The sequence below is a fragment of the Crossiella cryophila genome (assembly GCF_014204915.1).
Lineage (GTDB): Bacteria > Actinomycetota > Actinomycetes > Mycobacteriales > Pseudonocardiaceae > Crossiella > Crossiella cryophila.
Map to the genome: position 1 here is coordinate 1,738,857 of NZ_JACHMH010000001.1, position 22,836 is coordinate 1,761,692.

The following is a 22,836-nucleotide window of genomic DNA, read 5'->3' on the forward strand; positions in this document are numbered from 1 at the left end:
CGGCGTGTTGGCCGTTGTTGTACGGAGTGTTGGCCGGTGTGGGCGGGTTGGTGCACGAGCGAAGGTCAAGATCAAGGGCGTCCTCGCCGGACGGGCAGAAATCAAAGGATGGGGGGAGAAGATCAAAGGCAGAGAACAGTGCTCAGGTGCGGTTCCCCATCCCCGTCAGCCTTCCGATACCAAACCACATCCCGGGCAAGCGGCCGGTCACGGTTGGGTGGCTAGGGTTTCGCAGGTTGCGGGCCGCTTGCCCGGGATGCGGTGTGTCCTCTCCAGGCTGACGGGGATGGGGAACCGCTCGGCAGATGTTTGAAAAGCCACCCCGGCCGCCTGTTCTCCGGGCTTCGCCCGCCCACAACGGCCAACACACCGTCCCACTTCGGCCAACACACCGTCCCATAACGGCCAACACTCCGGCAGGGTCTGGAAACACCTGCCGGAGTGTTGGCCGTTCTGGTACGGCGTGTTGGCCGTTGTTGTACGGGGTGTTGGCTGTTTTAGCTGAAGGCGACCGGGATGAAGACGTCGAAGCTGCGGTCGCTGGCCTGCCAGTGGTCGCGGCGGGTGATGATGGCGCAGGTTTCCACGGCGCAGTTCAGGCCGCCGGTGTTCTCCTTGAGGTAGATCTTGGCGGTGAAGGAGCCGTTGGCGGCGATGGGGTAGGTGTTGCCGCCGAGGGGGGTGTTGGTCACCCAGGCCGACGGTCCGATGCCGGTGCCGCCCTGGCCGTCGCCGCCCTGGCAGGGGCCGGGCTTGACGCCGTAGCTGAGGTCCGCGGGGACCTTGCACAGCGCTACGTAGTAGCCCTTGTCGGTGTGGTAGCCGGTGCCGGTGACGGTGATCTCCTGGCCGTTGACCGCGATCGCGGTGGCCTCGGAGGCGGTGATGGTGCGGCCGTTGCGGCTGGCCGAGTCGGGGGCCGCGAGGGCCTGGCCGGTCATGGTCAGCACACCGGCGATCGCGCCGACGGAGACGAGAGCGGCCTTCACCTTGTTGTTCATGCTGTTTCCCTCTTCTTGGTTCGGTGGTGGAACAGCAGCAGGGCGGTGCCGGCCGTCAGGAGGGCCAGCCCGGTCAGTAGCGGGAAGATCGGTTCCGCGCCGGTGTTGGCCAGCCGCGGGGTGGGCGGCTGGGTGGGTGCCGGTGGCGGTGCGACGGCCGGGGTGGTGGTCGTCGTCGTGGGGGGAGTCGTGGTGACCGGTGTGGTGGTGCCGGTGGGGGGTGGGGTGCTGGTGGTCGTGGGTTGGCCGCTGGGCACGGTGAGGACGGCGGCGGCAGTGGTTGTGCTGCCGGTGGGGTTGGTGAACATGGCGCGGAACTGCCTGCCGGACAACCGGATCTCCGCGGTCACGGTCAGCGCCTCGCCGGTCTCGCGCAGGTCGGTCCAGCTGCGGCCGCCGTCGATGCTCTCCTGCCAGCGGGTGCTCACCGCGCCCCTGGCGCTCGCGCTGAACCGCGCCGGACTGCCCGCGGCGACCTCGACGCTGGTGGGTTCGGTGAGCAGTACCGGTGCGGCGAATCGGGCGAAGACCTGGATGTTGGCGCCGTCGGCCACGTACACCGCGCCGGTGTTCGCGTTGACCCCGATGGAGCCGGGGGCGGCCACCTCCAGGGTGCCGATCGTCTTGCGTCGCACGGGATCCAGTACCGCGACCTGGCCGAGTTCGGCCTGCGAGGTGTAGAGGAACCCGGTGGCCGGATCGACCGCGGCCCGGCCCGCGCCCGCGCCGGCGGCGAAGGGCTCGCCGAGTACCTGGGCGGTGCGGGTGTCGATGGTGGTGACGGTGCCGTTGGCCTGGTTCACCGTGTACAGCCGGTGCAGCACCGGGTCCAGGGCCAGTCCGCGCGGGTTCGCGCCGACCGGGATGGTGGCGATCACCTTGTGCGCCTTGGTGTCCAGCACCGAGACCGTGTTGTCGTCCAGGTTGGCCACGTAGGCCCGGCCCTGGTGCACCACCACCTGGTCCGGTCCGGAGCCGACCGGCACCGAGGCGATCACCTTCTGCTGCACGGGATCGAGCACCGAGACCACGGCCGCGCCGCCCTCGGCCACGAACACCAGTCCGCTGTCCTCGTCCACGCCGATGCCGTTGGGACCGGCGCCGACCGGGATGGTCGCGGTGACCTGCCTGCTGACCGCGTCGATCACCGAGACCGAGGGCTTCTTGTCGATCACCCCTCGGTTGACCGCGAACACGGTCCTGGTGCGGGTGTTCGCGGTGAGCTGGGCGGTCAGGTTGCCGAGTTTCGCTGTGCTGCCGAGGATCTGGTGGTTGCCGCCGAGTGCGCCCGCGGTGTTGCTACGGGTGCTGGTGAACCAGGTCTCGCCGCCCAGTGCCGCGAAGGAGTTGATCCCTGGCACGGCCACCGTGGCGGCCTTCTCGTGCCGCACCGGGTCGGCCGCGTGCGCGAGCGGCGCGGCGGCGATCAGGATCGCGCCCGCGGCCAGCAGGGCCGCGGGGAGTCGGTGGAACATGACGGTCTCCCAGCTCAGTCAGGGTCGCGGCGGGGCAGCACCAGCGGCGCCCCGGTTCGTGGATGGGCCAGCACCTCGACCTCGTGCCGGTAGACCCGGCTCAGCAGCTCGCCGGTGAGCACCTCGGCCGGGCTGCCCGCGGCGGCGAGTTCGCCACCGGCCAGCAGTGCGACCCGGTCCGCGTAGGCCGCGGCCAGGCCGAGGTCGTGCAGCACCACGACCACCGCGTCCCCGGCCTCGGCCCGGCGTTTCGCGATGCGCAGCACGGCTTCCTGGTGCCGCAGGTCGAGGGCGGCGGTGGGTTCGTCCAGCAGCAGCAGGCCGGTCCGCTGGGCCAGCACCCTGGCCAGCGCCACCCTGGCCCGTTCGCCGCCGGAGAGCGAGGGGAAGCGGCGGTGCGCGAACTCGGTGACCTCGGTCTCCCGCATGGCTTCCGCGATCGCCTCCTCGTCCTGCTCGGCCGCCGGGGTGCCCGCCCAGGGCGCGCGGCCCATCTCGACCACCTCGGCCACGGTGAACGGGAAGGACAGCAGCACCTGTTGCGGCAGCACGGCCCGGCGCACCGCCAGCTCCCTCGGCCGGTACCCGGCAAGGGGTTTGCCGTGCACCAGCACCTGTCCGGCGGTCGGCGTGACATCTCCGGCGAGCGCGGCCAGCAGGGTGGACTTGCCCGCGCCGTTGGGGCCCAGCAGCGCGAGCACCTCGCCGGTGCGTGCGGCCAGGCCCACCCGGTGCAGGATCTGTTGTCCGCCAAGGTGCACGTCGATCGCGACCGCCTCGGCGACCACGGTGCCCGGCGGCGCGGGCGCGGGGAGTTCGAGTCTCATGCCCACCCGCCCTGACTGGCCCTGGTGCGGCGCAGCAGCCAGAAGAAGAACGGCCCGCCGACCAGCGCGGTCAGTGCCCCGATCGGCAGTTCCACCGGCGCCATCACGGTGCGCGCCACCAGGTCCGCGGCCACCACGACCACCGCGCCGCCGAGTGCGCTGACCGGGATCAGGAACCGGTGTCCCGGCCCGATGACCATGCGGACCACGTGCGGCACCACGAGTCCGACGAACCCGATCATGCCTGCCACCGCGACCGCGGCCGAGGTCAGCAGGGCCACGACGAACATCAGCGTGCCGCGCAGCCGTTCGATGTGCACACCCAGGTGCCGGGCCGGGCGTTCGCCGAGTGCGAGCAGGTCCAGCTGGCGGGCGAACAGCGGTGCGAGCAGCAGACCGAGGATCGCGCAGGGCAGCACCGCGAACACCTTGGGCCAGGTGGTCTGGGCCAGGCTGCCCATCATCCAGAACACCACCGAGCGCAGCTGGGCGTCGTTGGAATAGGTGAGCAGCAGGTTGATCACCGCGCCGGTGGCCGCGTTGACCGCGATCCCGGTCAGCACCAGGGTGACCACCTCGGTCCGCCCGCCGGAGCGCGCGACCAGGTACACCGCGGCCACCGTGACCAGCCCGCCGATGAAGGCGGCCGCGGGCAGTGTCCAGGCGCCCAGCGCGGTCACGCCGAGCACGGTCACCGCACTGGCCGCCATGGCCGCGCCGCCGGACACGCCGACCACCGCGGGCTCGGCCAGCGGGTTGCCGAACACGCCCTGCATCACCGCGCCCGCACAGGCCAGCGAGGCCCCGACCAGCACGCCGAGCAGCACCCGGGGGAAGCGGATCTGCCAGAGCACCGCGTCCAGGTAGCCGGCGCCGGTTGGCGCCTCGGCCAGGCCGAGGCGGTGCGCGATCGAGGCGAGCACATCGGCCACCGGACTGGGGAACGCGCCGATGCCCGCGCCCAGCAGGCAGAGCAGCACGAGTGCGATCCCCAGACCCAGTACGAGCGCCAGGCGACGTGCGCGCATCAGCGCAGACCCTCGGCCAGCGCGGTGACCACCAGTGCGGTGCGCGGCCCGAAGTTGAGCAGCACGCCGTCCTCGATGGCCACCACCCGGCGATTGGCCGCGGCCGGGGTCTGCGCGACGCCGGGCAGCTTGAGCAGCCCGTCCACCCCCTGCACCGAGTCCAGGCCCTTGCTCATCACCAGGAACACGTCCGGTTGCGCCTTGACCAGCGCTTCGGCGGTCAGCGGGGTGAACGGTCCGAGTCCGAGTTCCATGCCGACGTCACTGGCGCCGGCCGCGTCGATGATCGAGTCCGCGCCGGATCCCTTGCCGCCCAACAGGTAGACCGCGGCCTGCCCGCGCAGGTACAGGAACGCCACCCGCGCTTTCCGTTGCCCCTGCGGCAGTGTGGCCCGTGCGGCGTCGACCTCGCCCTTGGTCCGCTCGGCCAGTTCCCGGCCCGCGCCTGGCACGCCGAGCGCGGCGGCGACGGCCTCGATCCGGGTGTAGGTGTCGGCCATCCGCTTGGCCTCGGGCAGCACCACCACCGGCACCCCGGAATCGCGCAGCTGGCTGAGCGCCTCGGGCGGTCCGACCCCGGGTTCGGTGAGGATCACGGTGGGGCGCAAGGACAACGTGCTCTCCGCGGACACGTCGTGCCCGGAGGTCACCACCGGCAGCGCCCGCGCGGGCTCGAAGGTGGCCGCCACGTCCCGCCCGACCACGTTCGCGCCGAGTCCGAGGGTGAACACCACCTCGGAGATCGACCCGGCCAGGGGGATGATCCGGGAGACGTCGGTGACGGTGATCCGGCGCCCGTCCACCGAGTCCACCGTGACCGGCAGCGCGGGGGTCGGCGTGGCCAGGGGTTTGATCCGTTGCGCGTTGACCTCGGTCGCGCCCGCGCTGGTCGGGGTGCTCGCCTGCGGTGCGGGCGCGGCGCAGCCGGCCAGCGCGAGTACGAGCGCACCGGCCAGTAATCGGCGGCTCATGCGGCGGACCGCCTGCGCAGCACCCGGATCACCAGCACCACGGCGACCAGTGCCACCACCACGCCGAGGCCGACCAGCACGATCGGCGTGGTCGAGCTGCCCTGCGGGGTGGCGGAGGTCTCGGCCGCCGCGACGGGTTCTGGGCCGAACTTCACCGGCACCACCACGTCCTGGGTGCGGTCGGCGGTGCGGGTGTGGTCGGTCCGGCTGACCAGTGCGCACTTCACCCCGCTGTCCCGGCAGTCGATCCTCGGCTCGGCCGAGAGCACCGGGCTGATCTTCAGCTCCGCGGTGAAGGTGCCGTCCGGGCCGAACGGCTTGGCCAGGTCCTTGCCGTAGGACGGCGGGTTGTTGGAGATCCACTTGGACGAGCCGCCGGCCCCGCTCATGTCCGCGCCGCCACCGCACGGACCCGGCTGCTTGCCCGGCCCGTTGTCCACGCAGAAGGCCACGTAGATGCCCTTGTCCACCCGGTAGCCCTGGCCGGTGACGGTGACGTTCGCGCCCGTCTCGTCCAGGCCCTTGGTCTTGGACACGGTCAGCTGCTGGCCGTAGCCGCCGGTGACCGTGGTGCCTGCCGCGCCCTCGGTGACGGCTCCCGCGCCGGGTACCCGGCTCACGGTCACCGCCGACGGCGGCACGTAGCCGCTCGGCGGGGTGGTCTGCTCGGTCATTCCGCCCCCACTAGCCAGGTGAGACTTACCTATCTATTGTTAGCCTAACCTAAGTAGGTCGTTTTGTTGATGGGGTGAACGGATGATGCGAACGGTCCGGCTGACCGCGGCGCTGCTGCTGGGGCTGATCTTCGCCCTGCCGGGAACCGCTGTGGCCCAACAGGTTCCGCAACTCTCCGCCGATCGGTCCAGTGGCCTGGACCCGGCGGGGGAGCGGATCGTGGTGCGCGGCACCGGCTTCGCCGCCAACGCCACCCTGGCCCTTGGCGCCTGGTCCGGCAGCACCGCCGACCCGGCCGGTCCGGCCGCCATCACCACCGCGCCCGACGGCGGATTCGCCACCGAACTGCTGGTCAGCCCGGCCTTCGCGCCCGCTGGCGGCCCGGTCGAACTGCGGGTCAGCGTGGCCGGGGTGGCCCCGCTGCCGCTCGGCTTTGGCGGGAACCCGCCAGCCACCAGCACCCCGGCCACACCCCCGGCGACCAGCACTCCGGTCACCTCCACGCCCGGCACTGCCACCAGCGCGCCGCCCGCCGCGCCGCGTATCGACGCGCCGCAGGCCGAGGCGGCGGCCGCGCCGAAGCTGGCCGCGTCCAAGACCCAGGGCCTCAACGCCGCCGGGGAGAAGGTCACCGTGACCGGATCCGGCTACAACGAGGCCAAGGGCATCTACGTCGCGGTCTGCGTGGACAACGGCTCCGGCAAGATGCCGACCCCCTGCCTCGGCGGCGCGGACCTCTCCGGCAAGAACGGCAACTCGGCCTGGATCTCCAGCAACCCGCCGCCCTACGGCAAGGACCTGGCCAAGCCCTACGGCCCCGGCGGCAGCTTCTCGGTCGAGCTGACCGTGACCGCCAAGGACGAGTACACCGACTGCAACGTGCTCAAGTGCGCGATCGTCAGCCGCGCCGACCACACCCTGGGCGCGGACCGCAGTCAGGACGCGATCCTGCCGATCACCTTCGGCGGCAACGGAAACCCGCCGCCCACGACCACCACCACGCCGCCGCCCGGCGGTGGCGGTGGTGAACAGCCCGGCGGGGGCACGGGTGGCGGCGGGGGCGGCACCGGCGGCGGTGGTGGGGGAGGTGGCCGGTCCGGGGGGCTGGCCAACACCGGCGCCGGGCCGATCCTGCCGATCACCCTCGGCGGCCTGGCCCTGCTCGCCGGTGGCGCCTTCGCGCTCTACGCCGGGCGTCGACGCTCCACTGTGGACTGACTAATTCGGTTGCGGCCGCGCGGGCCCGGCTGCGACCGTCAACGGCGTGTCCATTCTGCTCGCGCGGAAAGTCACAGTGTCCTTTGGTCCGCGGACCGTGCTCTCGGAGGTCGATCTTGATGTCTCACCCGGTGACCGGATCGGCCTGAGCGCACCCAACGGGGTGGGCAAGTCCACCCTGCTGCGGGTGCTCGCCGGTGAACTGCCGCCCGAGTCGGGCGCGGTCACCCGGCGGGCGGGCGCGGTGCTGGCCTACCTGACCCAGGAAACCGACCTGCGGCCCGGCGAGTCCCTGCGCGACCACCTGGCCCGGCGCACCGGCGTGGCCCAGGCCGAGGCCGGGCTGGAACGCACCGCCGAGGCGCTGGCCACCGAGCCGGACGCGGGCGATGCCTACGCCGCGGCCCTTGACCACTGGACCGCGGTGGGCGCGGCCGACTTCGACGAGCGTGCCGCCGTGGTGTGCGAGCAGCTCGGCCTGCCAGCCGACCTGCTCACCGATCGCGGCGCGGGCGAACTCTCCGGCGGTCAGGCGGCCCGGCTGCGGCTGGCCTCGGTGCTGCTGGTGCGCGCGGACGTGCTGCTGCTCGACGAGCCCACCAACGACCTGGACACCGCCGGACTGGACCTGCTGGAGAACCGGGTGCGCGCCAGCCGGGCGGGCATCGTGCTGGTCAGCCACGACCGCGAGTTCCTGGCCCGCACGGTCACCTCGGTGGCCACGATCGACGAGTTCAGCCACCAGCTCAGCGTCTTCGGCGGCGGCTGGCAGGCCTACCTGGACGAGCAGGAGACCATCGCCCGGCACGCCCGCGAGGCCTACGCCGCCTACGCCGACAAACGCGCCTCGCTCACCCAGCGCTCCCGCCAGATCAAGGAGTGGTCCAGGGCGGGCGTGCGCCGGTCCAAGCAGGAGACGGATCCGTTGATCCGCAACGCCAAACGGCAGGGCGCGGAGAACACCGGCATCCGGGCCACCCTGGCACAACGCGAACTGGCCAGGATGGAGGAGGTCGAGGAGCCCCGCGAACCGTGGGAACTGCGCCTCACCCTGCCCTCGGCCGGGCGCGGCAGCGAGATCGCCTTCGCGTTGCGCGGCGCGGTGGTCGAGCGCGGTGACGTCCGGCTGGGCCCGGTCGACCTGACCATCGGCGGCGGCGAACGCTGGCGGATCACCGGCCCCAACGGCGCCGGCAAGTCCACCCTCGTCGGCGCGCTGCTCGGCCGGATCCCGTTGCTGGCCGGGCAGGTGCTCACCGGGACCAACGTGGTGGTCGGCGAGGTGGACCAGCTCCGGCACACCTTCGACACCGAGGACACCGCGCTGGACGTGGTCATGGCCGCCACCGGCTTCGAGGCCGAGCGGACCCGCACCCTGCTGGCCAAGTTCCGGGTCGGCGCGGAGGTGGTGCTGCGCCCGGCCCGCACGCTCTCCCCCGGTGAGCGCACCAGGGCCGGACTCGCGATCCTGCAGGCGAAGGGCACCACCTGCCTGGTGCTGGACGAGCCGACCAACCACCTGGACCTGCCCGCGATCGAGCAGCTCGAACAGGCACTGGCCGACTACCCCGGCACGCTGATCCTGATCACCCACGACCGCAGGCTGGCCAAGGCGGTCAAGGTGGGCTTCACCCTGGACGTCGGCACGCTCTGAGCCGGCGGCCGAGAGCGGGCACCCCCGACTGGCACCCGCTCCCGACCTCGTTAATTGGCTCTCAGCCCCCGACCGGCCAGGTGTGCACCGGCTCGCCGGAGTGCATCAGTTCCAGGTATCGCCGCAACATCCCGGTCAGCGCCGCGTCCCGGTCCAGGCCCCGGCTCTCCAGCCGGGCCACCGTCTCCCGCTGCCAGGTCGACCCGGTGCGCCGTGCCACGCACCGCTCTTCGATCACCCCGAGGTAGCGCTCGCGGGCCGCGTCGGAGACCCCGCACAGCCGAAGTCCCTCGTGCGCCATCGGCAGCAGCCGCCGCAGCACCAGCTCATCCGGCGGGATCCAGCCGATGCCCGGCCAGTACAGCTGCGCGTTCATCCCGTGCCGGGCGCCGCTGTAGAGGTTCTCCTCGGCCGCCTGGAAGGACATCTGGGTCCACACCGGGCGGTCCTGCTCGGTCAGCGCCCGCTGCGCGCCGTAGAAGAAGGCCGCGTTGGCCAGCACGTCCAGCACGGTCGGGCCCGCGGGCAGCACCCGGTTCTCCACCCGCAGGTGCGGCACCCCGTCCACGATGTCGTAGACCGGCCGGTTCCACCGCCAGATGGTGCCGTTGTGCAGCCGCAGTTCGGAGAGCTTCGGCGCCCGCCCGGCCGCCAGCGCCTCCAGCGGGTCTTCCGGCTCGGTCTCGGGCAGCAGCGCCGGGAAGTAGCGGACGTTCTCCTCGAACAGGTCGAAGATCGAGGTGATCCAGCGTTCGCCGAACCACACCCGTGGCCGCACGCCCTGGTTCTTCAGCTCCTGCGGCCTGGTGTCGGTGGCCTGCTCGAACATCGGGATCCGGGTCTCGTGCCAGAGCGCCTTGCCCAGCAGGAACGGCGAGTTCGCGGCCAGCGCGACCTGCACCCCGGCCAGGGTCTGCGCGGCGTTCCAGTGCGCGGCGAAATCGTTCGGCTCCACCTGCAGGTGCAACTGCACCGAGGTGCAGGAGGACTCCGGCAGGATCGAGTCGGTGTAGCTGCGCAGCCGCTCGGGTCCCTTGCCGGGCATCGGCGCGCCCTCCATGTCCAGCAGCATCTCCTCGCCGCGCGCGCCGAAGATCTGCGCGTTCAGCAGGGAGTAGCGCGGACTGGTGGAGAGCCACCTCGGGTCGAAGTGCTCCCGGCGCAGCGTCGGCAGCATGCCGATCATGGCCAGCGCGGCGCCCGCGTCATGGGCCTTGCCGTCGGCGGCGTCGAGCTGCTGGCGTAGCTCCTCCTCAAGCTCAAGCGCCTCGTCCCCGGCCAGCGGCCGCGGCGCGACGTTGATCTCGATGTTGTACTGGCCTAGTTCGGTCTGGAAAGCAGGGTCGGAGATCTTCTCCAGGACCACCGTGTTCGCCATGGCAGGCTTCAGCGTCTCGTCGACGAGATTCAACTCGATCTCCAGCCCCATCTGTTGCCGGGGAAAGGAGAAGTGGTTCTCGGCGAGCATCCGGGCGAGTGCGTCCAGGCAGCGCTGGACCTTGTCCCGGTATCGCTGACGATCCTCCCTGGTGAAAGTCCGGTTGGTCACGTCCCTTCCCATGCCGCCTCCCAATCGGTCGGCTGGTTGGCCGGGCACACCAGCGGCGTAGCGAACGCCCACCGTGGCACAGCGTTTCCCGGGCTGGCCAGCCGCCAAACCGGTGCTCTCTGTTACATCGTCTTAACCAACAGCAACAACATGCAGGTCAGCGCGTTGCTTCCGGATCTACGTTACTGGACAGTCTCTCTCGAATCGTGGGATGGCACACTGATCGGGTGGTGCAGGTGATCCAGATCGACGACCCGGCCGATGAGCGTCTCGCCGACTTCCGCGACCTGTCTACCGCCGACCGGCGGCCGGACCGTCCCGGCGGGCGCGGCCTGGTGCTGGCCGAGGGCGTGGTGGTGGTCGAGCGCCTGCTCGCCTCGCCCTACCCGGTGCGCGCCCTGCTGGGCGTCCAGCGCCGGATCGAGGCCCTGGCCGACCAGCTGGAATCCGTCGACGTCCCGGCCTATGTCACCAGCGCGGAGATCATGGCCGAGGTGGTCGGCTTCCACCTCAACCGCGGTGTGCTGGCCAGCGCGGACCGCGCGCCCATGCCCGCGCCGGCCGACCTGGCCGCCCGGTCCCGCTGCCTTGCGGTGCTGGAGGGCGTCGGCGACCACGAGAACCTGGGATCGATCTTCCGCAACGCCGCCGCGCTCGGTGTGGACGGCGTGCTGCTCGGGCCCGGCTGCTCCGATCCGCTGTACCGGCGCAGCGTCCGGGTCTCCATGGGCCACGTGCTCCGGGTCCCGTTCAGCACCGTCGAACCCTGGCCGGACGGCCTGAAAACCCTGCGCGACAACGGCTTCCGGATCGCCGCCCTCACCCCGAGGGCCGATTCCCGGTCGCTGCGGACCGCGGTGGCCGGGGTCGGCAAGGTCGCGCTGCTGCTCGGCTCGGAGGGCCCCGGCCTGACCGAGGAGGCCATCACCGCCGCCGACCTGCCGGTGCGCATCCCGATGGCGCCGGGCGTGGACTCGCTCAACGTGGCCACCGCGGCGGCCGTGGCCTTCTACGAGGTCACCCAAGCCCTTGACCCGGACCACTAGGCTCCGGCGACGTGGAACTGCACGCTCGCGAAGCCCGCGCCGTTCTCCTGCGCCCACTCGGCCAGGACGGGGAGCCGCTCGAGGTCGACCTCGGCACGCTGACGTTGCCGGCGGGCCTGGCCGAGGCACTGCACGAGTGGGCCGAGGTGGCCGAGGCGGTGGAACTCTCCGAGGGCGCCGGTGAGGCCGTCTACCAGCGCGGACGGCATCTGGCCTGGCGGCTGGCCTGCGCGCTGGACACCCCGGTGCGCTATGTCGACCCGGTGACCGGGGAGACCGAGGAGATCCTGCCGCCGCCACCGCTGCCGGTGCGCCCGGCGGAGCCGGTGGAACCGACCCCGTGGGCGACCGGGCTGACGGTGAGCGTGTTCGTGGCCGCGATCGTGGTGGTCTCGATCGTCGCGCTGTCCCAGGGGCTGAGCCAGGCCAGCCCGCTGCTCGCCGTGGGGGCGAACGTGGTGATCGCGGGTGGCCTGGCGCCCTCGGTCTGGCTGGCGCGGCGCACCCCGGTGTGGCGCTGGGTGTCCTACGGCGTGGTCACCGGGATCGGCGTGGCGTGGCTGGCCCTGTTGCTGAGTCTGCTGGGACCGTGACGGCCCCTGGACCGGCAAAAGGGAAGAGCGCACCTGCTCCTCGCTGTCACCGAGGCAGTGGACCCCTGCAGGTGGTCCGCGGTCGCCGCTCTTCCCTTGTCAACGCCACGTGCGCTCCTCTAACCCCGCTGGGAACGCACGCCGAGTAAGACGTCCTCCCAGGAAGGCACGATCGGGTGGTTCTTCCGACCGCGCTTGCCCGCGGGTTCGGTCCGCCTCGCCGGGGCGTGCGTGCCCAGGTCGCCCTCTGCCGCCTCTGTCTTCTCGACCTCTTCCGCCTGCACCGGCTCGGTCGGTTCGATCAGGGGCGCGTCGGCCTGCTGGGCCAGCTCCTCCGGGAGCGGCTCTGGCTGGTAACGCTGACCGTTGCTCGCCGGGGCCTGCCGGGGTTCCGCCACGGGGGGTGGCGGCGGCATGGACTCGTCGATCACCGGCAGGATCTTGGTGTCGCCGTCCAGCTCCAGTGCCTGCTGCGCGAGCGGGGTGATCGCGCGCACGGTGCGGAGCGGACGGCCGGGGGTCGGGTCGATCAGGTCGGCGGCGTGCTCGTCCAGCGGCGTGATGGTGCCGCCGTGCGCGCCGGGGTGGAAGATCCAGTGCGCCCGGTTGTCCGAACGACCGGCCCGCCAGCGCAGCTGGATGACCCACTTGCCGTCCTCGCCGCGCCAGGAGTCCCAGTGCGCCACCGAGTAGTCCTGGCCGCGCAGGCCGAAACCGTGCGCAACGACCTCGCCGAGGGTGGAGACGTCCGGGCCGTCCTCGCGCACCGGGTGCGCGCGCTGGGCCAGCTCCGCGGTGCGGGACCGCTCCAGCAGCACCGGGTAGGCGTAGCGCTCCACCCGCTGGGCGGGCAGTCCGGATGCGGCGGCCACCTGCTCCACCGATTCGCCACCGCGGATGCGGGCCTGGATCTCGCGCGGACGCATCTGGCTTTCCAGCTCGATCTGCGCCTGGCCCAGCCGGGTGATGTCGCCTCGGGCGGCGGCCTTGAGCCGCTCGTCAGCCGGCAGCGAGAAGCGTTCGCCGCGCTCGTCTTCGAGGACAAGCACCTGCGCGTCCTCGTCGAGCCCGACTACTCGCAGCGCTCGCATGACGGCCTCCCGGAAACTTCACCTCGCTAGCGGACACGGTATGTCGGCGAGCCTGCTTGACGGGGCAGGCGCGCCGACACCACGACTATCTGCACCCGATCTTGCCTGATCGGGGCACAGGCTCGCACCCGCAAATCACAGTGGTGTCACTTCGCGGGAGGTGACGGGGTCAGCCGAGCTGTCCGACCACCCAGTCCACAGACTGTGTGAGCTTCGTCACATCGTCCGGCTCGATGGCCGGGAACATGGCTACGCGGAGTTGATTACGGCCGAGCTTGCGGTACGGCTCCACGTCCACCACGCCGTTGGCCCGGAGCACCTTGGCCACCGCCGCCGCGTCCACCGAATCGGCGAAGTCGATGGTGCCGACCACGTGCGAGCGCTTGGCCGGATCGGTGACGAACGGGGTGGCGTACTCGCTCTGCTCGGCCCAGTCGTACAGCCGCGAGGAGGAGTCGGCGGTGCGCGCGGTGACCCAGTCCAGCCCGCCGTTGCCGAGCATCCAGTCGATCTGGTCGGCCAGCAGGAACAGGGTGGCCACCGAGGGGGTGTTGTAGGTCTGGTCCTTGCGCGAGTTGTCCAGCGCGGTCGGCAGGGACAGGAACTCCGGCACCCAGCGGTCGCTGGCGCCGATCTCCTCCACCCGCGCGATCGCGGCCGGGCTCAGCAGCGCCAGCCACAGGCCGCCGTCGGAGGCGAAGCTCTTCTGCGGCGCGAAGTAGTAGACGTCGAACTCCTCGGCGCGCACCGGCAGGCCGCCCGCGCCCGAGGTCGCGTCGATGGCCACCAGGGCGTCCCCGGCGTCGGCGGGCCGGTTGACCGGCACCATCACGCCGGTGGAGGTCTCGTTGTGCGCCCAGCCGATCAGGTCCACCTCGGGCGAGCCCACCGGGGTGGGGGCGTCGCCCGGCTCGGCCTTGACCACGATCGGGTCGCCGAGGAACGGCGCGCTCTTGGCCGCCTTGGCGAACTTGGCGGAGAACTCGCCGTAGGTCAGGTGCAGCGAACGCTCGCGGATCAGGCCGAAGGTGGCCGCGTCCCAGAAGGCGGTGGTGCCGCCGTTGCCGAGCACCACCTCGTAGCCCTCGGGCAGCGCGAACAGTTCGGACAGCCCGGCGCGGACCCGGCCGACGAGCTGCTTGACCGGCTTCTGCCGGTGCGAGGTGCCCAGCAGCGCGCCACCCTCGGCGGCCAGCCGGGCCAGCTGCTCCGGACGGATCTTGGACGGCCCGCAGCCGAAGCGGCCGTCACTGGGACGCAGCTCCGCCGGGAGCTGGAGGGTGGTCAGGTCGGCCGTCTGGGTCATCACGGCGCCTTTCGCTTCGCGGTTGTCAACAGCGCCGGCGCCGTTGCCGGAGGCGCCCAGTGTTGCAGCCGGATGGCCTAGGAGTTACCAGTGGGTGCCCCAGCTCACCCAGCCTGAATCGTGTCCCAGCCCTCGACTTCGGCAGGCGTGCGCGGCCCCGGCCCGAGGTACTGGGCCGAGGGCCGGACCAGTCGCCCGGTGCGCTTCTGCTCCAGGATGTGCGCGCACCAGCCGGCGGTCCTGGCGCAGGTGAACATCGCGGGCATCATGTGCGGCGGTACCTGCGCGAAGTCCAGGATCACCGCGGCCCAGAACTCCACGTTGGTCTCGATCGCCCGGTCCGGGCGGCGCTCGCGCAGTTCGGCCAGCGCGGCCTGCTCCAGTGCGGCGGCCACCTCGTAGCGTGCCGCGCCCAGCTCCTGGCAGGTCCGGCGCAACACCCTGGCGCGCGGGTCCTCGGCCCGGTAGACCCGGTGCCCGAAGCCCATCAGCCGTTCCTTGCGGTCCAGGATCCCGGCCACGAACTTGCGCGCGTCGCCGGTGCGCTCCACCGCCTCGATCATCGGCAGCACCCTGGCCGGCGCGCCGCCGTGCAGTGGGCCGGACATGGCGCCGATCGCGCCGGACATGCAGGCCGCCACGTCCGCGCCGGTGGAGGCGATCACCCGCGCGGTGAAGGTGGAGGCGTTGAGGCCGTGCTCGGCCGCGGAGACCCAGTAGGCGTCCACCGCCTGCACGTGCCTGGGGTCGGGCTCGCCGCGCCAGCGGGTCATGAACCGCTCGGTGACCGAGGAGCACTCGTCGATCCGGGACTGCGGCACCGCGGCCACCCCGATGCCGCGGGCGGACTGGGCCACGTAGGACAGCGCCATCACCGAGGCCCGCGCGGCGTTCTCCCGCGCCTGCTCGTCGGTGATGTCCAGCAGCGGCTGGTAGCCCCAGATCGGGGCCAGCATGGCCAGCGCGGCCTGCACGTCCACCCGGACGTCGCCGGTGTGCACCGGGATCGGGAACGGCTCGGCAGGCGGCAGGCCGCGGCCGAAGCGGCCGTCCACCAGCAGTGCCCACACGTTGCCGAAGGTGACCGTCCCGGCCAGGTCCTCGATGTCCACCCCGCGGTAGCGCAGCGCGCCGCCGTCCCGGTCCGGCTCGGCGATCTCGGTCTGGAAGGCGATCACGCCCTCGAGACCGGGCCGGAAGGTCTGGTCGGCTGCCAGGTTCTGCACCACGGTGTGCCCCTCTCCCTGCGCGTTGGCGCCACCCTTCCGCGTGCGCGCGGTGTCGGCAATCACCTCCTGTGGTGGCATCCATCACCACTCAGGCGGTTTCGCATTTGTGGATTTCGCCGTACGGTCCGCTGTCACGGTGCTACGCGGGGTGCCCCGTCGGGGAGGAGTTCGACATGCCGGACGCCAACATCACACTCCCGGCGATGAGAGTGTCGTACGAGGCAGGAGCCTTGGACGAGACCTCGCTCGCCGGTACCTGGCACGAGCAGCTCCAGTTGTGGCTGAACGACGCGGTAGGCGCGGGACTGCCCGAACCGAACGCGATGATCCTGGCGACATCGGACACCGAGGGCCGACCGTCCTCACGCACCGTGTTGACCAAGGGACTTGATGCACGCGGATTGGTGTTCTTCACCAACTACACCTCCACGAAGAGTCACGACTTGCTGGCCACCCGGTTTGCCTCCGCGACTTTTCCCTGGTTCGCGATGCAGCGGCAGGCCACGGTGCGCGGCGCGGTGGAGAAGGTGAACGCCGCGGAGACCGCCGAGTACTGGAACTCCCGGCCACGCGGTTCCCAGCTCGGCGCGTGGGCCTCCCCGCAGTCGCGGGTGATCAACGACCGGCACGTACTGGAGTCGGCGCTGAACATGGCCAAGCGCCGCTTCGCCGAGTCCGAGCGGATCCCGGTGCCCCCGCACTGGGGTGGCTGGCGGATCCGGCCGGAGATGGTCGAGTTCTGGCAGGGCCGCCCGGACCGGATGCACGACCGGCTGCGCTTCCGGGCCAGCCGGGACGGCTGGCAGGTGGAACGCCTGGCGCCGTGAGCGCCGTGTCCACCTGCTGACAAACGCATTCCCTTAGCCAAGCTAACGGCCTAACATCCGATGGGTGACTGGGGACCCCGACGCCGTGCGCGTCGACACTGACAAGCCCCCCAGTCCTGGCCTCCGGGCCAGGCTGGGGCGCGTCCTGCTGGACACCAGACCGCTGAAGCACACCGCGTACCGGCGGTTGTGGCTGTCCAGCACGATCACCGTGATCGGCTCCCAGCTCACCACCGTCGCCGTGCCCAAGCAGCTGTACGACCTGACCGGCTCGTCCGCCTATGTCGGACTGGCCGGTCTTTTCGGTGTGGTGCCACTGATCATCTTCGGCATCTGGGGCGGCGCCGTCGCGGACACCGTGGACCGGCGGAAACTGTTGCTGGTCACCAACACCGGCGTGGCGATCACCTCGGTGCTGCTGTGGGTGCAGGCGATCACCGGCATCGGCTCGGTGTGGGCGGTGCTCGGGCTGTTCGCGGTGCAGCAGGCGTTCTTCGCGATGAACATGCCCGCGCGCAGTGCCGCCATCGCCCGGCTGGTGCCGCTGGACCAGCTGCCCGCCGCGCAGGCGCTGGGCTCCACCGTGTTCATGTTCGCCGCGGTGTTCGGGCCGCTGGCCGCCGGCTCGCTGATCGCGGTGCTCGGACTGTCCACTTTGTACCTGATCGACGCGATCGCGTTGTGCGCCACGCTCTGGGCGGTCTGGAAGCTGCCGCCGATGCCGCCGCTGAACGGTCCGGCGCGCCGGGCCGGCCTTGGCGATGTGCTCGACGGTTTCCGCAACCTGATCGGCCAGAAGGTGCTGCTGGCCTCCTTCCTGCTCGACATCATCGCCATGGTCGCGGGCATGCCGAGGGCGCTGTACCCGGAGATGGCGGTGCGCACCTTTGGCGATCCCGAGGGCGGCGGTTTCGCGCTGGGCTGGCTGTACGCGGCGATGCCGCTGGGCGCCGGGCTGTTCGGCCTGTTCTCCGGCTGGAGTTCGCGGGTCTCCCGGCACGGTGTGGCGCTGACCTTCGCGATCATCGGCTGGGGGCTGGCCATCATCGGGCTCGGCCTGGCCACCGAGCTGTGGGTGGCGGTGCTGTTCCTGGCGCTTGGTGGCGCGGCCGACGTGGTCAGCATGATCTTCCGCGGCGCGATGCTGCAGCAGGCGGTCACCGACGACATGCGTGGCCGGACCCAGGGCGTGTTCACCGTGGTGGTGGCCGGCGGACCGCGGTTCGCCGACCTGGCGCACGGCACCGCCGGCGCGGCCTTCGGCACCGCGATCGCGGTCTCCGGCGGCGGGGTGCTGGTGATCGTGCTGACGGTGATCGCGGTGCTGTGCATCCCGGTGATCTGGCGCTACCGGGCGCCGACCGTTGATCAGCCCAATGTGGACAGTGTGGTGGCCAAGGAGAAGCCAAGCAGCAACGGCCAGTAGAGCAGCCGGGGCGCCAGGTTGTCCCGCCAGCGGATCAGTGCGATCGGGGTGCGCGCGGTGACCAGCAACGCGTTGATCGCGCTGATCAGCACCACCAGGTAGAGCCCGAAGGAAAAATATTCCAGGTACACGATGCCGGGTGCGGCGGTGGCCTCCCGGATCGCGTTCTGCCGCACCGCGACCACCAGCACCATGCTCACCGCGAAGCTGATCACGCCGAAGCTGGTGAACCCGACGAAGGTGCGCCGCAGCTCATCGCCGTTGGTGGTGATGAACAACGCGGCGAAGACCAGCACCGCGATGAACCCGATCGGCACCAGCGTCTCGAACAGCGGCCCGTGGAACTGGCGGTTGACCAGCAGGTTGAAGTACAGCTCCGGGAACGGCGGCCGGTCGGTGTAGCGGCCGAGGCCGAAGTTGGTGGTGTAGCTGTGCTTGGAGAAGCTGAACGCGGTGGACTGCGGCTGCCAGCGCGCGGTGACGAACTGCGGGTCGAGGCCGTGCATGCGCTCGGGGTGCCAGGGCTGCGGGTAGGCGCGGAAGTCCGGCACCAGCAGCACGCCCCGGTTGAAGTCCGGGTGCCACATCCGGATCCACACGTCCTGGCGGTCCAGCGGGTAGCGGGAGTAGTCGAACTTCTGCACGAACGCGGTCTTGAAGTACCAGCCGATCACCTCGGCGTCGCCGTCCCGGTGCCGGTATGCCTGCTTGGTCGGGTAGGAGTCATCGGCCTCCGGCAGCACCACGCCGCGGGTCAGCCCCGGCGGCAGGCTGTCCGGGTAGCGCTGCCAGACGTACCCGCTGACCTGCACCTCGTTGCTGGCGGCGAACCGGATCGACTCCAGGTAGACCCCGGTGGGGATCTGTGCGGTGGTGTTGCCCGGCGGCAGCTCGCCTGCCAGGTAGGCCGTGGTCTCCTCGGTGGAGCGGACCACCTGGCCGATCACCACGTGCTTGTCCTCCTCGTGCACCTGGTCCCACACCACGATCAGCCCGGCCAGGCAGAACAGGCTGAAGGAGGCCGAGCACACCCAGTACCGCCAGGCCTGCCGCCCGAACGGCCGGACCAGCAGCACCACCACCCCGGTCAGGCAGAGCAGCGCGGTGAGCACCCTCGGCGCCAGTTCGTGGCCGGGATCGAACACCGAGAGCAGCACGAACGCGGTCGCGCTGAGCACGCACAGCCCGGCGACGGCCCAGTCCACCCGGCGGTAGCGCTCTTGCCCCATGCGGGCCACAGTGGCGCGATCACCCGGTCCGCGCCCAGTGGGCCAGGCCAGGTTCAGCCGGTCGGGGAAGCCAGTGCCCGCGCCAGGATGTCGGTGAGCAGCGCGGCGCAGCGGCCGTCGGGGTCCAGGTCAGGGTCGTAGATGCCCAGGTCCAGGCCGAGGCAGCCCGGCGCGTGCAGCAGTCCGGCGAGCAGTTCGGTCAGCTCCCGCGCGGTCAGCCCGGCCGGGTTGGGCGAGTCCACCGCGGGCATCAGGCTCGCGTCCAGGGTGTCCACGTCCAGGTGGATCCAGAACCCGTCCAGCCCGGCGAAGCGGTCACTGGTCCAGGCCGCCACCTCGGTCGCGCCCAGTGCCCTGATGTCCTTGGCGGTACGCACCCCGATGTCCGTTGTGGACAGTTCAGTGACATCGGACTCGTCCTCCGGGCCCATGCCCAGCAGCACCGCGTCCGCGTCGGCCACCAGTGGGCGCAGTCCGTCCAGATCGGTCAGGTCGGCCTGCCCGCGACCGGTGACCAGGGCCAGCGCCTCACCGCCTGCCGCGCCGACCCGGTCGGAGTTGCCGGGGTGCCGGAAGTCCGAGTGACCGTCCACATAGGCCAGTCCGAACCGGCCGGATCGCCTTCGCAGCGCCAGCATCGGGCCGAGCGCGATCGAGCACTCGCCGCCGAGCAGCAGCGCCAGCTCACCCCGTTCGTGGATGGCGTCGACCCGGTCGGCCAGCTTGCGCGCGTAGTCACCGATCTGCCGCGCGTGGAAGACCCCGTCGCCTTCCCGCCAGTCGCCCCGGTCGTAGCGCGGGGCCACCAGGCAACCGGCGTCCCTGGCGTTGATCCTGCTCAGCAGGCCCGCGTCGCGCAGGGCGCCGGGCGCCTTCGCGCAGCCGGGCACCGCACCCGGCGCGGGCGGGCGCAGGCCCAGGTTGGACGGCGCGTCCAGCACCGCGATGGTCCGCATAGGACCTACTCATACCCGACACGGTGGAATCAGCCCACCGAGTTGTGCCGGGGCGGCTACGGTGGGCCGGTGCTCACTGCGTGGGGCCTGACCAAGGCCTATGAGGGACGTACGGTTGTCGATCAGGTGAGTTTCGAACTCCAGCCCGGCACCGTGACGGCCTTCCTGGGGCCCAACGGGGCGGGCAAGTCGACCACCCTGCGGATGGTCACCGGACTCACCGTGCCCAACGCCGGCCGGGCCATGGTCGCCGGCCGCCCGTTCACCGCCTGGCCCAACCCCTCGCACGTGGCCGGGGTGCTGCTGGACGCCGCCGCGGTGCACCCTGGCCGCAGTGGCCGTGGGCACCTGCGGATGGCCGCCACCCTGGCCGGGGTGCCTGCCCGGCGCGCGGACGAGGTCCTGGAGACGGTGGGCCTGGCCGACGCGGCCACCCGCAAGATCGGCAAGTACAGCCTGGGCATGCGCCAGCGACTGGGCATCGCGCACGCGCTGCTCACCGACCCGCCGCTGCTGGTGCTGGACGAGCCGATCAACGGCCTGGACCCCGAGGGCATCCGTTCGGTGCGCAACCTGCTGCGCGGGCACGCGTCCAGGGGTGGCACGGTGCTGCTGTCCAGCCACGTCCTGTCCGAAGTGGACCAGACCGCGGACCGGGTGCTGGTGATCGGCAACGGCCGCATCGTGGCCGACGGCCCACTGTCCACATTGACCACCTCCTCGCGTTCGCTGGTGCGCGCCAGGGACATGAACAAGCTCGCGGAGACCCTGCAACGGGCCGGGATCGCGATCCAGCCCGCGCCGGACGGCCTGATGGCCGCGCACGCCTCGGTCGAGCAGGTCTCCGACATCACCTTCGCCGCGGGCATCCCGTTGCTGGGCCTGCGCGAGGAACAGATGAACCTGGAGGACCTGTTCTTCCGGCTCACCGGGGGAGGACCGGCATGACCCACGGCTACCCAGGCGGCCAGCCCACACCGGGCTACCCGCCCCAGCCAACCGGACCCCAGCCCACCGGCCCGCAGCCGATGCCCGGCGGCTACCCGGGCCAGCCGATGCCCGGCGGTCCGCAGGGCTATCCCGGCCAGCAGCCCGGCTTCCCGCCCGGCCCGCCCACCGGCGGCCAGCCCGCGGTCCACCCAGGTCAGCACCCCGGCCTGCCCGGCCCGCCCACCGGCCAGCAGCCCGCCATGCCACCCGGTCAGCTGCCCGGCCAGCCGGTCCAGGGCCACTCCGGCCCGCTCTCCAACGGACCGTGGGCCGAGCGCGCGGCCAAGTCGGCGAGCTTCCTGCGCCTGGTACTGGTGGAGTTCCGCAAGCTGGTCGGCACCCGCTCGGACAAGATCGTGCTGGCCTTCGCGCCGCTGTTCCTCATCGGCGTGCTGTGCCTGATCATCCTGCCGCAGTTCTACCTGCGCTCGGCCTCCGACCAGATCCTGCCCAACCTGCTCGGCGTGCAGCTCGGCCAGCTGCTGCTGTTCGTCGCGGTGATCAAACTGGTCGCCGGGGAATGGCAGTACAAGAGCGTGCAGCCGACGCTGCTGGTGCAGCCCTCCCGGCTGCGCTACATGCTCGCCCAGCTCTCGGTGCTGGTCGGGGTGTGGCTGGCGGGCACCCTGGTGACCTTCATCGCCGGTCCGCTGCTGGTGAAGACCCGCGCCGCGATGAACGTGCAGTCCTACTGGCTGGGCATGCGGCCCGGCTGGACGCTCGGCGTGATCGGGCTGGCCACCGCGCTGGTGCTGCTGTCCGCGATGGTGATCGCCACCCTGATCCCGAACACCGCGGCCGCGGTCACCGTGTTCTTCGTGGCGGTGCCGCTGCTGACCTTCGCCAGGGCCGGGCTGCCCGAGATCATCGGCCTGATCTACCCGCTGGAGGCCGCCTACGCGATGGCCGGACTCGGTGCGGGCGTGGCGCAGACCATTGTCTCGGTGATCGTCTGGCTCGGCCTGCTGGTGCTCGGCGGACTGGTGGTCAGCAGGCGCGACGCCGGCTGAGCCTCAGCTCTTGCGGCTGCCGCCATCGGGATCGATGGCGGCCAGCACCTTGGTGGCGAACTCGCGGGCGCGCGGGCAGAGCCGGTCCCGGCTGGTGACCGGGTCGAACTTCTCATCCAGCTTGCGCTGCACCTCGGCGTCCTTGTCCGGGACGTAGATGGTGACCTTGAACGGGGTGGACGAGCCGGTGTCCACCACCAGGTCGCAGCTGGCGTTGTCATAGCCAAGGGTCTGCACCGCGTAGTAGCGCTCGGCCAGGATCAGCCGCTCGAAGTACCGGCCGGTGGCGTCGTCGCCGGTCCACACGTCGGAGAAGAACTTCTCCTCGGACTTGCGGTCGCTCTGCTTGTACTGGGCGATGGAGTACTCGCCCCACTCCTCCTTGCCGATGCAGGCGGAGTTGCCGAAGCCGGTCCTGGGCGCGGTGGTCAGCCCGAGCAGGGTGGTGATGTTCTGCGGCAGCGTCTTGCAGGTGTTGTCGAAGACCGGCGGGCGGCTCTTCCGGAAGTCCAGGTTGTCGTAGGCGATCGCGTCCCGCTCCAGCGCGGGCGCTGGCGAGCCCACCGCCGGCTCCGGCGGCGAGGTGCAGGCCGAGGCCACCGCGAGGGTGGCCAGCGTGGCGGAGACCAGGACTGCGCGCTTGCCCATGTCCGGTAGTTCAGCACATTCGGCCCAGCAGGGTGACGATTTGGTGTACCTAGTTCGAAACACGGTCGGGTGGCTCCCGGCACTCGC

21 protein-coding genes are annotated in these 22,836 nt (G+C 71.4%); 8 read left to right on the forward strand and 13 right to left on the reverse strand.

What is annotated here, in order from left to right:
• Positions 1-497: 497 nt before the first annotated feature.
• From HNR67_RS08205 to HNR67_RS08230, 6 genes are read right to left on the reverse strand one after another with little or no spacing between them, the layout of a single operon-like run.
• Positions 498-1,001: a hypothetical protein gene (locus HNR67_RS08205; protein WP_185001473.1), complete on the reverse strand. Its 504-nt coding sequence runs from the start codon at positions 999-1,001 to the stop codon at positions 498-500.
• On the reverse strand, positions 998-2,476 hold the full coding sequence (locus tag HNR67_RS08210) for a beta-propeller fold lactonase family protein (protein WP_185001474.1): 1,479 nt from the start codon (positions 2,474-2,476) through the stop codon (positions 998-1,000). Before HNR67_RS08210 ends, HNR67_RS08205 begins: the two co-directional genes overlap by 4 nt.
• A 14-nt stretch (positions 2,477-2,490) precedes the next feature.
• Complete coding sequence (locus HNR67_RS08215; RefSeq protein WP_185001475.1) at positions 2,491-3,303, reverse strand: heme ABC transporter ATP-binding protein; 813 nt, start codon at positions 3,301-3,303, stop codon at positions 2,491-2,493.
• A complete protein-coding gene (locus HNR67_RS08220; RefSeq protein ID WP_185001476.1) occupies positions 3,300-4,331 on the reverse strand; it encodes a FecCD family ABC transporter permease in 1,032 nt (343 codons plus the stop codon). Before HNR67_RS08220 ends, HNR67_RS08215 begins: the two co-directional genes overlap by 4 nt.
• On the reverse strand, positions 4,331-5,302 hold the full coding sequence (locus tag HNR67_RS08225; protein WP_185001477.1) for a heme/hemin ABC transporter substrate-binding protein: 972 nt from the start codon (positions 5,300-5,302) through the stop codon (positions 4,331-4,333). The genes HNR67_RS08220 and HNR67_RS08225 overlap by 1 nt, the downstream gene beginning before the upstream one ends.
• Positions 5,299-5,976, reverse strand: coding sequence for a hypothetical protein (locus tag HNR67_RS08230; protein ID WP_185001478.1), 678 nt, complete (start codon positions 5,974-5,976; stop codon positions 5,299-5,301). The genes HNR67_RS08225 and HNR67_RS08230 overlap by 4 nt, the downstream gene beginning before the upstream one ends.
• 82 nt (positions 5,977-6,058) lie before the next feature.
• Here HNR67_RS08230 and HNR67_RS08235 point away from each other — a divergent pair, with 82 nt between their 5' ends.
• Both HNR67_RS08235 and HNR67_RS08240 read left to right on the forward strand, forming a co-directional pair.
• Positions 6,059-7,195, forward strand: a complete 1,137-nt coding sequence (locus tag HNR67_RS08235) for a hypothetical protein (RefSeq protein ID WP_185001479.1) — start codon at positions 6,059-6,061, stop codon at positions 7,193-7,195.
• Between the two features lie 46 nt (positions 7,196-7,241).
• Complete coding sequence (locus HNR67_RS08240; RefSeq protein ID WP_185001480.1) at positions 7,242-8,849, forward strand: ABC-F family ATP-binding cassette domain-containing protein; 1,608 nt, start codon at positions 7,242-7,244, stop codon at positions 8,847-8,849.
• 61 nt (positions 8,850-8,910) lie between these two features.
• Here the strand turns inward: HNR67_RS08240 and HNR67_RS08245 are convergent, their stop codons facing one another.
• Positions 8,911-10,410, reverse strand: a complete 1,500-nt coding sequence (locus tag HNR67_RS08245; protein ID WP_185001481.1) for a glutamate-cysteine ligase family protein — start codon at positions 10,408-10,410, stop codon at positions 8,911-8,913.
• A gap of 215 nt (positions 10,411-10,625) precedes the next feature.
• On the opposite strand from HNR67_RS08245, the gene HNR67_RS08250 reads away from it, so the two are divergent.
• Positions 10,626-11,444, forward strand: a complete 819-nt coding sequence (locus HNR67_RS08250; RefSeq protein WP_185001482.1) for a TrmH family RNA methyltransferase — start codon at positions 10,626-10,628, stop codon at positions 11,442-11,444.
• A gap of 11 nt (positions 11,445-11,455) precedes the next feature.
• Positions 11,456-12,037: a DUF2537 domain-containing protein gene (locus tag HNR67_RS08255; protein WP_185001483.1), complete on the forward strand. Its 582-nt coding sequence runs from the start codon at positions 11,456-11,458 to the stop codon at positions 12,035-12,037.
• Positions 12,038-12,156: 119 nt separating this feature from the next.
• On the opposite strand, the gene sepH is transcribed toward HNR67_RS08255, so the two are convergent.
• The 3 genes from sepH to HNR67_RS08270 form a co-directional block, all read right to left on the reverse strand.
• The gene (gene sepH / locus HNR67_RS08260) at positions 12,157-13,128 is read right to left on the reverse strand and encodes a septation protein SepH (RefSeq protein WP_185001484.1); all 972 of its coding nucleotides are present in this window, start codon (positions 13,126-13,128) and stop codon (positions 12,157-12,159) included.
• A 169-nt stretch (positions 13,129-13,297) separates the two neighbouring features.
• Positions 13,298-14,434: a phosphoserine transaminase gene (gene serC, locus HNR67_RS08265; RefSeq protein WP_185001485.1), complete on the reverse strand. Its 1,137-nt coding sequence runs from the start codon at positions 14,432-14,434 to the stop codon at positions 13,298-13,300.
• A gap of 104 nt (positions 14,435-14,538) precedes the next feature.
• Complete coding sequence (locus HNR67_RS08270) at positions 14,539-15,741, reverse strand: citrate synthase 2 (protein ID WP_246492478.1); 1,203 nt, start codon at positions 15,739-15,741, stop codon at positions 14,539-14,541.
• 95 nt (positions 15,742-15,836) lie between these two features.
• Between HNR67_RS08270 and pdxH the strand changes: the two genes are divergently transcribed.
• Complete coding sequence (gene pdxH / locus HNR67_RS08275; protein WP_185001486.1) at positions 15,837-16,490, forward strand: pyridoxamine 5'-phosphate oxidase; 654 nt, start codon at positions 15,837-15,839, stop codon at positions 16,488-16,490.
• Positions 16,491-16,554: 64 nt separating this feature from the next.
• On the forward strand, positions 16,555-17,916 hold the full coding sequence (locus tag HNR67_RS08280; RefSeq protein WP_312986769.1) for an MFS transporter: 1,362 nt from the start codon (positions 16,555-16,557) through the stop codon (positions 17,914-17,916).
• Here the strand turns inward: HNR67_RS08280 and HNR67_RS08285 are convergent.
• Positions 17,859-19,145 (reverse strand): hypothetical protein, encoded by a 1,287-nt coding sequence (locus HNR67_RS08285; RefSeq protein ID WP_185001487.1) that lies wholly within the window; start codon positions 19,143-19,145, stop codon positions 17,859-17,861. The two genes, HNR67_RS08280 and HNR67_RS08285, sit on opposite strands and share 58 nt — an antisense overlap.
• Positions 19,146-19,198: 53 nt before the next feature.
• The gene (locus tag HNR67_RS08290) at positions 19,199-20,101 is read right to left on the reverse strand and encodes an arginase family protein (protein WP_185001488.1); all 903 of its coding nucleotides are present in this window, start codon (positions 20,099-20,101) and stop codon (positions 19,199-19,201) included.
• A 69-nt stretch (positions 20,102-20,170) separates the two neighbouring features.
• Here HNR67_RS08290 and HNR67_RS08295 point away from each other — a divergent pair, with 69 nt between their 5' ends.
• Positions 20,171-21,049 (forward strand): ABC transporter ATP-binding protein, encoded by an 879-nt coding sequence (locus HNR67_RS08295; protein WP_185001489.1) that lies wholly within the window; start codon positions 20,171-20,173, stop codon positions 21,047-21,049.
• The gene (locus HNR67_RS08300) at positions 21,046-22,101 is read left to right on the forward strand and encodes a hypothetical protein (RefSeq protein WP_185001490.1); all 1,056 of its coding nucleotides are present in this window, start codon (positions 21,046-21,048) and stop codon (positions 22,099-22,101) included. The genes HNR67_RS08295 and HNR67_RS08300 overlap by 4 nt, the downstream gene beginning before the upstream one ends.
• 3 nt (positions 22,102-22,104) lie before the next feature.
• Here the strand turns inward: HNR67_RS08300 and HNR67_RS08305 are convergent, their stop codons facing one another.
• A complete protein-coding gene (locus HNR67_RS08305) occupies positions 22,105-22,749 on the reverse strand; it encodes a hypothetical protein (RefSeq protein ID WP_185001491.1) in 645 nt (214 codons plus the stop codon).
• Between the last annotated feature and the right edge of the window lie 87 nt (positions 22,750-22,836).